This window comes from Brachyspira suanatina, assembly GCF_001049755.1.
Classification (GTDB): Bacteria; Spirochaetota; Brachyspiria; order Brachyspirales; family Brachyspiraceae; genus Brachyspira; species Brachyspira suanatina.
This window is the reverse complement of record NZ_CVLB01000001.1, coordinates 861,126-876,325: the sequence shown is the minus strand read 5'-3', so window position 1 is coordinate 876,325 and position 15,200 is coordinate 861,126. Positions and strand designations below refer to the sequence as shown.

Annotated in this window: 11 protein-coding genes and 1 pseudogene; 9 read left to right on the top strand and 3 right to left on the bottom strand. The window is 31.0% G+C overall.

The genetic code is table 11. The annotated features are described in order from the left end of the window. Positions 1-10: 10 nt before the first annotated feature. Positions 11-1,342 carry a putative aminohydrolase SsnA gene (gene ssnA, locus BRSU_RS03890; RefSeq protein WP_048593883.1) on the bottom strand — a complete coding sequence of 444 codons (1,332 nt, stop codon included), beginning with the start codon at positions 1,340-1,342 and terminating at the stop codon, positions 11-13. Between the two features lie 180 nt (positions 1,343-1,522). Here ssnA and BRSU_RS03885 point away from each other — a divergent pair, with 180 nt between their 5' ends. The 9 genes from BRSU_RS03885 (at position 1,523) to BRSU_RS03845 (ending at position 12,091) form a co-directional block, all read left to right on the top strand. Continuing rightward, entirely contained in the window at positions 1,523-2,176 is a 654-nt protein-coding gene (locus BRSU_RS03885) for a helix-turn-helix transcriptional regulator (protein WP_048593882.1), read from the top strand. Continuing rightward, positions 2,169-3,362: a diaminopropionate ammonia-lyase gene (gene dpaL / locus BRSU_RS03880; protein WP_048593881.1), complete on the top strand. Its 1,194-nt coding sequence runs from the start codon at positions 2,169-2,171 to the stop codon at positions 3,360-3,362. The genes BRSU_RS03885 and dpaL overlap by 8 nt, the downstream gene beginning before the upstream one ends. 58 nt (positions 3,363-3,420) lie before the next feature. Further along, positions 3,421-4,752: a YgeY family selenium metabolism-linked hydrolase gene (locus tag BRSU_RS03875; protein ID WP_048593880.1), complete on the top strand. Its 1,332-nt coding sequence runs from the start codon at positions 3,421-3,423 to the stop codon at positions 4,750-4,752. 48 nt (positions 4,753-4,800) lie between these two features. Continuing rightward, positions 4,801-5,991: a knotted carbamoyltransferase YgeW gene (gene ygeW, locus BRSU_RS03870; protein ID WP_041177381.1), complete on the top strand. Its 1,191-nt coding sequence runs from the start codon at positions 4,801-4,803 to the stop codon at positions 5,989-5,991. Between the two features lie 129 nt (positions 5,992-6,120). Next, on the top strand, positions 6,121-7,062 hold the full coding sequence (gene arcC / locus BRSU_RS03865; protein WP_048593879.1) for a carbamate kinase: 942 nt from the start codon (positions 6,121-6,123) through the stop codon (positions 7,060-7,062). Between the two features lie 159 nt (positions 7,063-7,221). Next, positions 7,222-9,357, top strand: coding sequence for a xanthine dehydrogenase family protein molybdopterin-binding subunit (locus BRSU_RS03860; RefSeq protein ID WP_048593878.1), 2,136 nt, complete (start codon positions 7,222-7,224; stop codon positions 9,355-9,357). Continuing rightward, positions 9,357-9,845, top strand: coding sequence for a (2Fe-2S)-binding protein (locus BRSU_RS03855; protein ID WP_048593877.1), 489 nt, complete (start codon positions 9,357-9,359; stop codon positions 9,843-9,845). Before BRSU_RS03860 ends, BRSU_RS03855 begins: the two co-directional genes overlap by 1 nt. Then, positions 9,836-10,678 carry an FAD binding domain-containing protein gene (locus tag BRSU_RS03850; protein ID WP_048593876.1) on the top strand — a complete coding sequence of 281 codons (843 nt, stop codon included), beginning with the start codon at positions 9,836-9,838 and terminating at the stop codon, positions 10,676-10,678. Before BRSU_RS03855 ends, BRSU_RS03850 begins: the two co-directional genes overlap by 10 nt. A gap of 27 nt (positions 10,679-10,705) precedes the next feature. Beyond that, positions 10,706-12,091 (top strand): uracil-xanthine permease family protein, encoded by a 1,386-nt coding sequence (locus BRSU_RS03845; RefSeq protein ID WP_048593875.1) that lies wholly within the window; start codon positions 10,706-10,708, stop codon positions 12,089-12,091. 105 nt (positions 12,092-12,196) lie between these two features. On the opposite strand, the pseudogene yqeC reads toward BRSU_RS03845, so the two are convergent. Continuing rightward, positions 12,197-13,380, bottom strand: a pseudogene (gene yqeC, locus BRSU_RS03840) (selenium cofactor biosynthesis protein YqeC). Between the two features lie 2 nt (positions 13,381-13,382). Then, positions 13,383-15,140, bottom strand: a complete 1,758-nt coding sequence (locus tag BRSU_RS03835) for a TrkH family potassium uptake protein (protein ID WP_048593874.1) — start codon at positions 15,138-15,140, stop codon at positions 13,383-13,385. Positions 15,141-15,200 lie beyond the last annotated feature (60 nt).

Here is a 15,200-nt window from a genome sequence, read left to right as displayed (position 1 = left end):
ATATTATTTTTTATTTATTAATTTGTTTCCAAAGCTTATCAGCTTCTTCTCTTATCTTAGCATAAGCGGCTTCTTCATCAATCTTAGTAAGTTTTCTATCTCTCATCAATACTTCACCGTTACAAACAGTAGTATTAACATGTCCGCCGTTCATACCGAATAATATATGTCCATTGATATTTTTATCACTTAATTCTGTATAGTTTTTATAATCTACAATGATAACATCAGCAGCAGCACCTTCTTTAAGTACGCCAAGCGGAGTATCGAAATAACGATTAGCCATTTTAGCATTATTTTCAAATAACATTGTAGGTATTTCACCCCAAGCAGCATTTGGATCACAAAGACTATGTTTATGAAGTACATTAGCCACTTTGTATGATTCTGTCATATCATGAGTATATCCGTCAGTACCTAAACCTGTTAATATTCCTTTTTTCATTAATTCCATTGTAGGAGGACAGCCGCAAGCATTACCCATATTAGATTCAGGGTTATGAGAAGTCATAGTATCTGTTTCTTTGATTAAATCCATTTCATGAGGATTAATATATATACAGTGTACAAGTATAGTTTTAGGACCTAAAACTTTGAAATCATAAAGTCTGTCAACTATTCTTTTACCATGTTCTTTCAAACAAGCATGTAAATCTTCTATACCTTCAGCAACGTGAATATGGCAGCCTATACCTTCAGGTAAATCTTTCATACAAGCTTCCATAGTTTTATCAGAAATAGTGAAAGAAGCATGCATTCCCATCATACCTTTGATCATATCAGTTTTATCAGCCATAGCATGTTTAATAAAATCAAGATTTTCTTTAACTGAAACTTTAGATTTAGCCTCTCCGTCTCTATCAGAAACTTCATAACATAAACAAGAACGAACACCCATAGTCTTAGCAGCTTCTTCTATAGCAAATAAAGAACCTTCTATATGACCGAAACTAGCATGGTGATCAAATACAGTAGTAACACCGCTTTTAATAGATTCAATATAAGTAGCCATAGCACTTTGTTTAGTTTGTTCTAAAGTAAGATTTCTATCTATAGTCCACCACATACCGTCTAATATCTCTAAAAAGCCTTTAGGATTATAACCATTAATGCTGAAACCTCTAGCCATAGCAGAGTAAATATGTTCATGTACATTTATGAAAGCTGGCATAATAATGCTTCCTTTAGCATCTATATACTCAGCATCTTTATATTTTGCCTTCAAATCTGAAGTTGTACCTATTTCTTTAATTAATCTACCATCACAAAGAACTGCACCATCTTCAATGAATGGCTTAGCAGGATCTCTAGTAATTAATTTTCCCCCACCTATTAATAACATAAGCTGCCTCCTAAATTTATATTCTAGTAATTATTTATATACATTTTAATAGGATATTAAAAAAAGTACATTTGTCAACGAATTTTCAAAAAAAATTTAGATTTTTTCTTGAAAATCTAAAAAAAAATTAGTATACTATAAGCATAGTAATTAAACATTATAAAATATTTTGGAATATTTATGAGTTCTAATATAATACTTGAAACATTAATAAGCGTTGCTCATGGTATAGCAAAACAGTTTGGAAATAATTGTGAAGTTTGTTTACATGAACTAAAAGAAGATGACTTAGAACATACAATTATTTTTATTATTAATGGAGGTATAACAGGAAGACAAGCAGGAGAAGGTGCCTCTAATATCGTTATAAACACTATAGAAAAGCTAAAAAAAGGAGAACCAATAGTTGACCATTTATCATATCTTACAAAAGCATCAAATGGAAAAATATTGAAATCTTCAACAGTTTTCATAAAGGATATGAATGGTAAATACAAATATATACTATCCATAAACTTTGATATAACTAATTTCTTACCATTTAAAAGCGATTTAGATACATTATTACAAACTGAAAATAAATCTAAATTAGAAGAAATACCTAATAGTGCTCAGGAACTTATGGAAAAATTAATAATAAGAAGTGAGGAATTAGTAGGAAAGCCTGCTTCTATAATGAATAAAGATGAAAAAATAAAGGCTATAAAATTTTTAAATGACTCTGGAGTATTTTTGATAACTAAATCTGGAGATAAAGTATCTAATCATTTTGGAATAAGTAAATTCACTCTATATAACTATATAGATTCAAAAAAGGAGGATATAAATGAGTGATCTTAAATGGGCTGAAAATAAAATGCCTAAAACAGAAGATAAAAATCTACCAATTATGTCTATTGAGGAAGTAAAAAAGGCAAAAGCTTTTCACCAAAGTTTCCCTCAATATACAGAAACACCATTAGCAGATTTAAAAGAAATGGCTAAATATTTGGGTTTAGGAACTATAAAAGTAAAAGATGAGTCATACAGATTCGGTCTTAATGCTTTTAAAGTATTAGGCGGTTCTTACTCTATGGCTAGATATATAGCTCAGAAAATGGGTAAAGATGTAAGCGAATTCCCTTATGATGTATTAACTTCAAAAAAATTAAAAGACGAATTCGGTCAGGCTACATTCTTCTCAGCTACAGACGGTAACCATGGTAGAGGTGTTGCTTGGGCTGCTAACAAATTAGGACAAAAATCTGTAATTTTTATGCCTAAAGGTTCAACAGAAACTAGATTAAAAAACATTCAGGCTGAAGGTGCTACAGCTACAATAGAAGAATTCAACTATGATGAATGCGTTAGAAAAGCTGCTGCTGAAGCTGCTAAAGTTAAAAACGGTGTAGTTGTTCAGGACACTGCCTGGGAAGGATATGAAGAAATACCTGCTTGGATTATGCAAGGTTACGGTACTATGGCTTTAGAGGCTGATGAACAATTTGGTGAAAGACCTACACATGTATTCGTACAGGCTGGTGTTGGTTCTTTAGCTGGTGCTATGGTTGGATATTTCTCTAACAAATATAAAGATAATCCTCCTGTAATGGTAGTAGTAGAAGCTGATGCTGCTGCTTGTTTATACAAAGGAGCTGAAGCTGGAGACGGAAAAATAAGAATAGTTGAAGGTGATTTAGACACTATTATGGCTGGTCTTGCTTGCGGTGAGCCTAATATCACTTCTTGGGATATACTTAAAAATCATGCTGATTGTTTCATAGCTGCTCAGGACATAGTTGCTGCTAGAGGTATGAGAATGTTATCTGCTCCATTAAAAGGAGATCCTCAAGTAGTATCTGGTGAATCTGGTGCTGCTCCATTTGGTGCTTTAGCTACTATAATGCTTAATGATGAATATGCTGAATTAAGAAAAAAATTAAAACTTGATTCTAATTCTAAAGTATTATTATTCAGCACAGAAGGTGATACTGATCCTGAAAGATGGAAAAATATCATTTGGGAAGCTAAAGAAAGATAATTATAAAAGTAATAAAGAAATAAAAAATAAATTATAAATTTTTAGGAGAATAAAAACAATGAGTGCTATTTCAAAAGAACAATTTGAACAAATAAAAGCAAAAGCTGAAGGCTATAAAGCTGATATGACTAAGTTCTTAAGAGATTTAATTAGAATTCCTAGTGAATCTTGTGAAGAAAAAGGCGTAATCGAAAGAATAGCTGAAGAAATGAAAAAAGTAGGATTTGACAAAGTTGATATCGATCCTATGGGTAACGTTTTAGGATATATGGGTACAGGTAAAACTTTAATAGGTATCGATGCTCATATAGATACAGTTGGTATAGGAAACAAAGATAACTGGAATTTTGACCCTTATGAAGGTTATGAAAACGATGTAGAAATAGGAGGAAGAGGAACTTCTGACCAAGAAGGCGGTATAGTTTCTGGTGTTTATGGTGCTAAAATAATGAAAGATTTAGGTCTTTTAAATGACCAATATCAAGTTGTTGTTGTTGGTACTGTACAAGAAGAAGACTGCGATGGTTTATGCTGGGAATACATCTGTAAAGAAAGTAAAATTAAACCTGAATTCGTAATTTCTACTGAACCTACTGACGGCGGTATCTACAGAGGTCAAAGAGGAAGAATGGAAATAAGAGTAGATGTTAAAGGTATTTCTTGTCACGGTTCTGCTCCAGAAAGAGGAGATAACGCTATTTACAAAATGGCTGACATACTTCAAGACATCAGAAGCCTTAACGAAAACGATGCTAAAGATTCTACACCTATCAAAGGTTTAGTAAAAATGTTAGAAGAAAAATACAATCCTCAATACAAAGAAGCTAACTTCTTAGGAAGAGGTACTGTAACAGTTTCTCAAATTTTCTACACATCTCCAAGCAGATGTGCCGTAGCTGACTCTTGTTCTATTTCATTAGACAGAAGAATGACAGCTGGCGAAACTTGGGAAAGCTGCTTAGAAGAAATTAGAAACCTTCCTAACGTTAAAAAATATGGTGCTGAAGTATCTATGTATAACTATGACAGACCTTCTTGGACTAACTTAGTTTATCCAATAGAATGTTACTTCCCTACTTGGGTAATACCTGAAGACCATGTTGTTACTAAAACTTTAGAAGAAGCTTATAAAGGCTTATTCGGTACTGAAAGATTAGGACCTACTCCAGAAATAGATAAAGAAAGAAAAGCTCGTCCGCTTACTGATAAATGGACATTCTCTACTAACGGCGTATCTATTATGGGAAGAAACGGAATACCTTGTATAGGTTTCGGACCTGGTGCTGAAGCTCAGGCACATGCTCCTAATGAAAAAACTTGGAAACAAGATTTAGTAAACTGTGCTGCTTTATACGCTGCTGTACCTACTATCTATTGTGCAAATAAATAATTTGTAATATAATAAAAAATTAAAATAAATAAAAAAGGATGAAAAAATATGGGTATACAAAAATACATTTCAAAACTCGATAGCCTTGAATTCGGCAAAATGTATCAAAATGATTTCTTTTTAACTTGGGACAAAACTTTTGATGAATTACAAGCAGTTTGGACTGTTGCTGATGCTTTAAGATTCTTAAGAGAAAGCAACATTTCTACTAAAGTATTTGATTCTGGTTTAGGTATCTCTTTATTCAGAGATAATTCTACTAGAACTCGTTTCTCTTTCGCTTCTGCTTGTAACCTTTTAGGTTTAGAAGTACAAGACTTAGATGAAGGTAAAAGCCAAATAGCTCATGGTGAAACAGTTAGAGAAACTGCTAACATGGTATCTTTCATGGCTGATGTTATTGGTATCAGAGATGATATGTACATCGGTAAAGGTCACGAATATATGAAAGAAGTTTCTGAATCTGTAAAACAAGGTTACAATGACGGTATATTAGAGCAAAGACCTACTTTAGTTAACTTACAGTGTGACAGAGACCACCCAACTCAAATGATGGCTGACTCTTTACACTTCATCCATGAATTAGGTGGATTAGAAAACTTAAGAGGTAAAAAAGTTGCTATGACTTGGGCTTATTCCCCTTCTTACGGTAAACCATTATCTGTACCTCAAGGTGCTGCTGGTTTATTCACTAGATTAGGTATGGATGTTGCTTTAGCTTATCCAAAAGGTTATGAACTTATGCCTGAAGTTGAAGCTATTGCTAAGAAAAACGCTGAAGCTGCTGGTGTTAAATTAACTATCACTAACAATATGGATGAAGCATTTGAAGATGCTGATGTTGTTTATCCTAAATCTTGGGCTCCTTTTGCTGCTATGCAGGAAAGAACTGACCTTTATGGTAAAGGCGACACTGACGGTATCAAAGCTCTTGAAAAAAGATTATTAGAACAAAATGCTAATTATAAAGATTGGTGCTGTACTGAAGAAAAAATGAAAAAAACTAAAGACGGAAAAGCTTTATACTTACACTGCTTACCTGCTGATATTAATGATGTTAGCTGTAAAGATGGTGAAGTTGAAGCTTCAGTATTCGACAGATACAGAGTACCTCTTTACAAACAAGCTAGTTACAAACCTTATGTTATAGCTGCTATGATCTTCTTATCTAAGTTCAGAGATCCTCAAGCTGTATTAAGCAAATTAGCTTCTGATAAAAAACAAAGAATATTTGGATAATTAAAACTAAATAGATGGTAAGTATCTATAATATATATAGTACTTACCATTTTATATCTATTATATTGTGAAAAAAAGCACTTTTTACAATATAAAAAGAATTTAATTTTTGATTTAGGATATTAAAATATGGAAAATAAGAAAAGAATTGTTATTGCTTTGGGAGGTAATGCTTTAGGTGATACTCTTGCTGAGCAAATGGAAGCTGTAAAAATCACTGCTAAAAATATAGTAGATTTAGTAGAAAGCGGATGCGAAGTAATTGTAGCTCATGGTAATGGACCTCAAGTTGGATTCATTAACAATGCTATGAATGAATATACTAACAATCATAATACTGGAAATCCTATACCTTTATCAGTATGTGTTGCTATGAGTCAGGCTTATATTGGTTATGACTTACAGAATGCTATTATGGAAGAGTTCTCTAATAGAAAGATTGCTGTTCCGCCAATAGCTACATTAATTACACAAGTAGTAGTTGATGAAAATGACCCTGCTTTCAAAAACCCTACTAAACCTATAGGTCAATTCATGACTAAGGAAGAAGGCGAAGCAAAAGCTAAAGAATTAGGCTGGATAGTAAAAGAAGATGCAGGAAGAGGATACAGAAGAGTTGTTGCTTCTCCTAAACCTGTTGCTATAGCTGAAAGTACTGCAATCAATGCTATGCTTAATGAAAAAGCATTAGTAATTTGCTGCGGCGGCGGCGGAATACCTGTAATAAGAATAGGTAATCACTTGAAAGGTATGGCTGCTGTTATAGATAAAGACTTTGCTGCTTCTGTACTTGCTAAAGAACTTAATGCTGACATGCTTATCATCTTAACTGCTGTAGAAAAAGTTGCTGTTAACTTCGGAAAACCTGATGTTAAATGGCTTGATTCTATGACTATAGCAGAAGCTAAAAAACATTGCGATGATGGTCAGTTTGCTCCTGGTTCTATGCTTCCAAAAGTACAGGCTTGTATGCAGTTTGTTGAAGCTACTGGAAAAGAAGCTATGATAACATTATTAGAAAAAGCTAAAGATGCTATCAATGGAAAAACTGGTACTAGAGTAATAAAATAATTTTTAGTAGTATATAAATGAACTAGATATTTATATTAAACTATAAATTATCTAGTTTATTTATCATTTGTAAATATCTATAATATATTAATATTTGACTATTGATATATTATAGATATTAACAATATTTAAATTAAATAATAAGTTGAGGGCTATTTTATGGAAACTCTAATTAAAGAATTGAAAAATTCTGTAGCAAGAGTAGATGCTCTTGATAAAATAACAGGAAAAACTAAGTATTTAAACGATATTGATTTTGGAAAAGAAGTCCTGCATGCCAAAATTGTTCATTCTACAAAAGCCAGGGCTAAGATATTAAAAATCAATATTCCTGAACTTCCTGAAGGTTATTCTATAATAGACTATAGAGATGTTCCGGGTAAAAATGCCGCTACTATGATTATATCTGACTGGCGTCCTTTTGCTGATGATAATGTTAGATATATTGGAGAAACAATACTTCTTATTGTAGGTCCTGACAAAAATATAGTATATGATATAGCTGAAAAAGTTACAATAGAATATGAAGATTTGGAACCTGTATTAAATATAGAAGACTCCAAAAAATTATTAGGCGGTCCTATATATGGAGATGATAATATATTCATTTCATTTAAAGCAGGATACGGCGATGTTGATGAAGCTTTCAAAAAAGCTAAAACAATAATAGAAGAAACATATCATACACCATATCAAGAACATTTATATATGGAAGTTAATGGAACCGTGGGTGTTTGGGAAAATGACGGAGTAACTTTATATTCATCTACACAATGTCCATATTATGTACAAAAAGCTGTTGCTCCTGTTCTTGGTGTTGAAGATTCAAAGGTAAGAGTAATATCACCTACTATAGGCGGAGGATTCGGAGGAAAAGAACATTATCCTGATATACTATCCGCTGCAGTTGCCGTTGCTGTACATAAACTCAAAAAAACAGTTAAGCTTATATTAGACAGACAATTTGATTTAGCTTATAGTGTAAAAAGACAGCCTGCTCAAATCACAACTAAAATTGCTCTTGATGAAAATAATAATATCATTGCTCTTGATGTAGTTTCAGATATGGATGCTGGTGCCTATGAATCAAGCTCAAGAGTTATTATGCAAAGATGCACTTACACTGCTGCTAATGTATATCATTTTCCTAATGTGAGAGTTTTGGGAAGATTATACTGTACTAATAATGTACCTAGCTGTGCATTCAGAGGATTCGGCGGACCTCAGGCTATATTCGCTATAGAAAGAACTATGGATAATATAGCTAATAAAATAAATGTAGATCCTATAGAGCTTAAAAGAAAATATTTCGTAAAACAAAATGATCCTACAATAACAGGCGGAATATTCCATGATAATATAATACTTCCTAAAATGCTTGATTTAGCTTTAAAAGAATCTGATTATGAAAACAAAGTAAAAAAATATAAAGATGATATGTACAGAGGAATAGGAATTTCCTGCTTCTTACATGGCTGTGCTTTCACAGGAAGCGGAGAAAGAGATATAATCAAAGCTAAATTAAAGTTAAAGAAAAAAGGAAATAAAGTAACAATACTGACATCAAATACAGAAATAGGTCAGGGACTTCATACCACATTCAGAAAAATAGCTGCTTATAATTTGAATATACCATTAGAAAATATAGATATATCCGTATATGATACAAATATAATACCAAATACAGGTCCGACTGTTGCTTCACGTTCAGTTATGATAGTAGGATATTTAATACAGGAAGCATGCAAAAAATTAAAAGATAGATGGAATGAATCTGAAGAAATAGAAATAACTGAAGATTATAAACATCCTTCGCATTTAGTTGATTGGGATAGTACTAATTTAAGAGGAGATGCCTACCCTACTTATGGACTTGGAATAAATGTTGTTGAAGTTGAAATTGATAAATTTACATTAGAAGTAAAAATAGTAGGTGTTTGGGCTGTATTTGACTGCGGATATGCTATAGATGAAAAGATAGTTGAAGGTCAGATAAAAGGCGGAGTTGCTCAGGCACTTGGTTGGGGGGCTTTAGAAAACATAGTGAATAAAGACGGAAGATTCTTACAGGTAAAAATGTCTGATTATATGATACCTACTTCTTTAGACTTGCCTGAAATAAAAACATATATTATGGGAGAGCCTTATCAATATGGTCCTTCTGGTGCAAAAGGAATAGGAGAAATTACTTTTGACGGTGCTGCAAGTGCTTATGCATCTGCTATGGAAAATGCTTTGAAACATCATTTTACAAAAATTCCTATTCTGCCTGAAAACATAGCGGAGGTGATATAATGCCTATAAAATTTAAAGTAAATGGAAATGAAATTAATACAGAGTTAGATCCTTTAACTAGATTAATAGATTTTATAAGAGATGAATTAAAACTTACAGGTACTAAAGAAGGATGCGGAGAAGGAGAATGCGGAGCTTGTGCCGTACTTATGGAAGGAAAAGTAGTTAATTCTTGTTTAATACCTATAATTTTATGTGAAGGAAAAGAAATTATAACAATAGAAGGATATTCTGAAACTGAAAGAGGTAAAATAGTAACAAAGGCTTTTATAGATGAAGGAGCTGTTCAATGCGGTTTCTGTACTCCGGGAATGATAATGTCATCTGAAGCTATTTTGAATGATACTAAAGGAAAACCTACAGAGTATGAAGTAAGAAAAGGATTATCTGGCAATCTATGCAGATGCACCGGATATGATCATATAGTAAGTGCTGTATTAAGAGCATCTGATATAGCTTTTAAGGAGGGTAAAAATTTATGGCAGTAACTTTAAAAGCTAAAAATATTAATGAAGCATTAGATTTTAGAGCCTCAAATGATTCTGTGATTTTTGCAGGCGGTACAGATTTAATGGTAGAGCATCTTAGAGGAAGCAATTTAATAGCTAAATTTGATAAGCCTATATTATTTATAAATGATATAGAAGAATTAAAAGGCATAAAAGAAGATGAAAATAATATCATTATAGGGGCATTAACTACATTTGATGAAATTATTAAATCAGATTTAACTCCTCAGGTATTGAAAGACAGTGCCTCAGGAATAGCAGGACCTCCTATTAGAAATATTGCCACTATAGGCGGAAATATTTGCAATGCCTCTCCTTCTGCGGATAGTCTTCCTTCTTTATATGCTATGGATGCTGTTCTAGTATTAAAAAGTAAAAATTCACAAAGAGAAGTAAAAATAAAAAACTTTATCACAGGAGTAAGTAAAACAATATTAAAAAATGACGAAATACTTACCCATATTATAATACCGAAAAAAGATTATAAATATTCTTTTTATAGAAAAATAGGAACTAGAAAAGCTAATGCATTATCAAAACTTGCAATATGTGCATTAGTTTGCAAAGAAAATGACAAGTACAGATTCAAAATAAGTTTTTGTACATTAGGTATTACAATTACAAGAGATGAAGGTATAGAGGAAAAATTTATTACTTCAGATATCAATGAATGGAAGAATAATATTAAATCTATACAGGAAGCATATTCTTCAATTATGAATCCTAGAAACAGTGCTAGGTCAACAGCCTTATATAGGAAGAAATGCGCTTTAAATTTAATTGAATATTTTTTAGATAATATAAATCTATAAAATATAATAAAAAAATTGGAGTTAATTATGAGTACAAATGAAAAAACTCAAGACGTTTTGTTTCAGTACGAAGGTATGCCCAAAATGTCTCAAGCTTTTCCGTTAGCTATTCAGCACGTAGTAGCAATGATCGTTGGTTGTGTTACACCAGCACTTATTGTATCATCTGCTGCAGGTCTTAAAAGCGGAAGTCCAGAGCAGATATTACTAGTTCAATCATCTTTAGTATTTGCTGCTATTTCAACTATTATTATGTTGTTCCCAATACCTATTACAAAAAATTATCACATAGGTGCTAGACTTCCTATGATAATGGGTGTTAGTTTTGCTTATGTATCTACTATGCAATCTATTGCTAGAGGTCCTGAAGGTACTGGTCTTGGTGTTAGAGGTATAGCTATAATACTTGGAGCTCAAATCATAGGTGGTGTAGTTGCTATAATATTTGGTTTTGCCGTTGATAAAATAAGAAAACTATTCCCTCCTCTAATTGCTGGTACTGTTGTTTTCACTGTTGGTCTTTCTTTATACCCTACAGCTGTTAGATATATGGCTGGCGGAAGTACTTTGTACAAAATAAATGGTGAAGTTGTTCCTTTCGGTTCTTGGCAGTATTGGGCTGTTGCTGGTATAACTCTTGTTGCAGTTATTTTCTTCAACCAATTTACTAAAGGATTCTTAAAATTAGCTTCTGTATTATTCGGATTAATAGTAGGATATATAGCTGCTTTCTTCTTTGGTATGATTAACTTTACAAGTGTTGCTAATGCCGGTATTTTCCAAGCTCCTAAACTTATACCTTTTGGAATAGAATTTGATCCTTCTGCTGCTATAGCTATAGCTCTTTTATTCGCAGTTAACTCTGTTCAGGCAATAGGAGACTTCTCTGCTACTACTTCAGGAAGTCCTATAGGAAGAATGCCTACAGACCAAGAATTAAAATGCGGTATCACTGCTTATGGTCTTACTAATATATTATGTTCTGTATTCGGATGTTTACCAACTGCTACTTACAGTCAGAACGTAGGTATAGTTGTTACTACTAAAGTTATTAACAGAATCGTTTTAGGTATAGCTGCTATCATAATATTAATAGCTGGTTTATTCCCTAAATTCTCAGCTTTACTTACTACAATACCTTCTTGTGTATTAGGAGGAGCTACTATAATGGTATTTGCTTCTATCGCTATGACTGGTATTAAATTGGTATTCACTGAAAATATGGGACCTAGAAACACATTAATAGTTGGACTTGCTGTTGCTTTAGGTATGGGTACTGTTCAGGTTGGCGGTGCTTTAGATACTTTCCCTGCTTGGGCTAAAACTGTATTTGGAAGCAGTCCTGTTGTTATAGCTACTTGTGTTGCTATTATACTTAACGTTATTCTTCCTAAAGAAGAAGCTAAAAAATAATTAAAAATATCTTTTAATATATAAAAGCATAAGTTATTTATAGCTTATGCTTTTTCTTTTATTAATTTTTATTAACTTCAATTAATTTTTATTGATTAAATATATTTAAAATAAATCTTCTCTGGTATCTATATCTTTTAATTTATTTTCATCTATAGTATAAAAGAAACAATCTTCTATATTCTTTTTTATAATTCTAAGTGCTCCAACATCATTTTCTAAACTTAAAATATCATTAATATACTTAGATGAAAAAATAGCAGGATTAGAAGGTCTGTTATCTGTGAACATAGCACCTATATTTTTATGACTATAATAAAAATATTTTAACATATTGAATATATCATTACTTTCTAAAAAAGGCATATCGCATACAAAAAAAGCAAATGAATCAGCTTTTACTTTTAATGCCTCATTAATTCCAAGTTTTATAGAAGCACTTATACCTTCATTATGTCTGTCATTATAAAAAGCATAATAATCTTTATTTTCAAATTTTTTATTTATTATATCATCGTATACGCTTACAACTATTACATCGGTTTCTATATTTTTGAGATTTTCATCTTCTTTAAATAATTTTCTCACATCAGATATTTTATCTATTGTTTTTTCAAATAATGTTTTATTATCAAGAGATTTGAATTTATGAATTAATTTGTTTCCATTAAAACGTTCGCTTTTACCAGATGCTAGTATAATAAAAGATGTTTTTTTATAATAAATATAATTATTCTCTGTAAAATCATTTAAATATAGTTTTATATTGCTGCATTTATATTTAAGTTTATTAATATAATATTTATCAGCTATATAATTAATAGTATCTAAATCAACTATTCTTTCAGGCTCTATTTCATCACATAAATTATATCTGAAACAAGTCTCTTTAAATTTTCTTCCTAAACTATGAAGCCCCATAATAACAACTATTTTATATATTCTGCCATATAAAGAACTTGGTATAACAGGCTCTTCATCATTAGGTATTTTTAAAGAATGATATTTTGCACCGTCTGCCTCTATCAAAACAATATCAGCATATTTAATTGCATTCCCTAATTGTTCATCTCCTGCATATATTAATTTTTTTTCATCATACTTTTTTCCTAATACAATAATATTATCATTATCAAAGGAATGATTATTTATAGTTTCTGTATAATTATCAGGTTTGAATATTTTAGTAGTAGTTGTGATTACTATTTTTTTATCTTTATTATTTTCTGCTATTTTTTTATATATGAGGTTTTACCTCCGGCACCGCATACAATAATAATTTCAGACATAATTATCCTATAGTTACCTCACCTGTAGGTAAATCTATTATGCCGTATTTGCCTTTATTAATAGAACCTATACTCATAAATAAAGTAAGATAACCAACACGTCCTATAAACATTAAAACTATAAGTATTAATTTACTCCATACTGTAACTGTAGGAGTTATACCAAGAGAAAGCCCTACTGTACTTATTGCAGATATAGCTTCAAAAAGTATAGGCATCATAGTATTTGACTTTTCTATATAAAACATAATAAATGAAGCTAATACAGAAATAGCTATTGCAAGCGTAACTATAGCAACGGATTTATTAACTGTATCATCTTTTATTTTTCTGCCATTAACTACAATATATGGTCTATTAAAAATTGCTGTGATTACTGAAAATATAAATACAAATAAAGTAGTAGTTTTTACTCCTCCTCCTGTACTGTTTGGAGAAGCTCCTACAAACATTAAAAATATAACAACTCCTATAGTAACACTGCTCATGGAATTATAAGCAATAGTTTCAAAACCTGCCGTTCTTGGACTTACACTTTGAAATAAAGAAACCAATATCTTCTCTTTTAAAGGCAAATCTTTAAGTGAATTTGAATATTCATTAAAAAATATAAAAGCACTTCCAATTATTATAAGAAGAATACTTGTAAATATTACTATTCTAGCCTGAACATCAAATACATATCTTTGTCCTTTTATCTTATTAACGATAGCCCTAGTAACAGTAAGCATAACAGGATATCCTATACCTCCAAGAGTGATAAGAAGCATAATAGTAACATTCACTACAACATTATCAGAATATTGATGAAGATTATCTGTATAAAGAGAGAATCCGGCATTACAAAATGCACTTATAGAGTGAAACACCGAAGAAAATATACGCATTCCCAATCTATCATTAGTATCCATAACAGTAAATAAAGAAACAGCACCCAATAATTCTATTAAAAATGTTGATAAAAAGATCACTTTTATAGTAGATTGTATTATATCTTTATTCTGTGTATTAAACATCTCTAAAGTTCTTACCCTATCCTGAACACTACCCTTACTTATAGAAAATAAAAGCACTATTGCTGATATGGACATAATACCAAGTCCTCCTATTTGAATAAGAGCAATCAATACAATCTGTCCGAATAAAGTAAACTCTTTTGAAATATCTATAACACTTAGCCCTGTAACACATACAGCACTAGTAGCAGTAAATAAAGCATCTACAAATGATAATTTACCTGTTACAGTACTTAAAGGCAAATATAAAAGTAAACTTCCTAATGTTATAACAAATATAAAAGAAGCTATAATCATTTGATATAATGTAAATTTTGAATATGAAAGCCTAAGCCAATTTATAACTATAACTAAAAAGAAAAGTATAGAACCTGCTATAGTCCATATTATTCTGTTTGCATATACATCGTAATATTTTCTGCTGAAAAAATTTAAAAGCAATAAACCTATAAGCTGAATAATCGGCACAACTATATAAAGTTTTCTTGGTGCTATTCTTATTTGATCTATAAGTATAAATACAAAACATATTGTTATGATATTAATAATTTTATCATAATTATATATATAAAAGTTGTAAATACTAATCTGCCTTACCTGCATTAAAAGAACAAATATTGCAAATATTGAACCAGCTATAGCTATTAAATTTGATATTCTTCTTAAAAACTCATCTACAGCCTGAATTAAGCTTTTATTTGGATTACTTTGATTATTAACTTTATTATTAAAAATATTTTTCATAACTAATCTTTACTCTTATCATATAATTGTACTATTTTAATATATAATAGATTATATGTA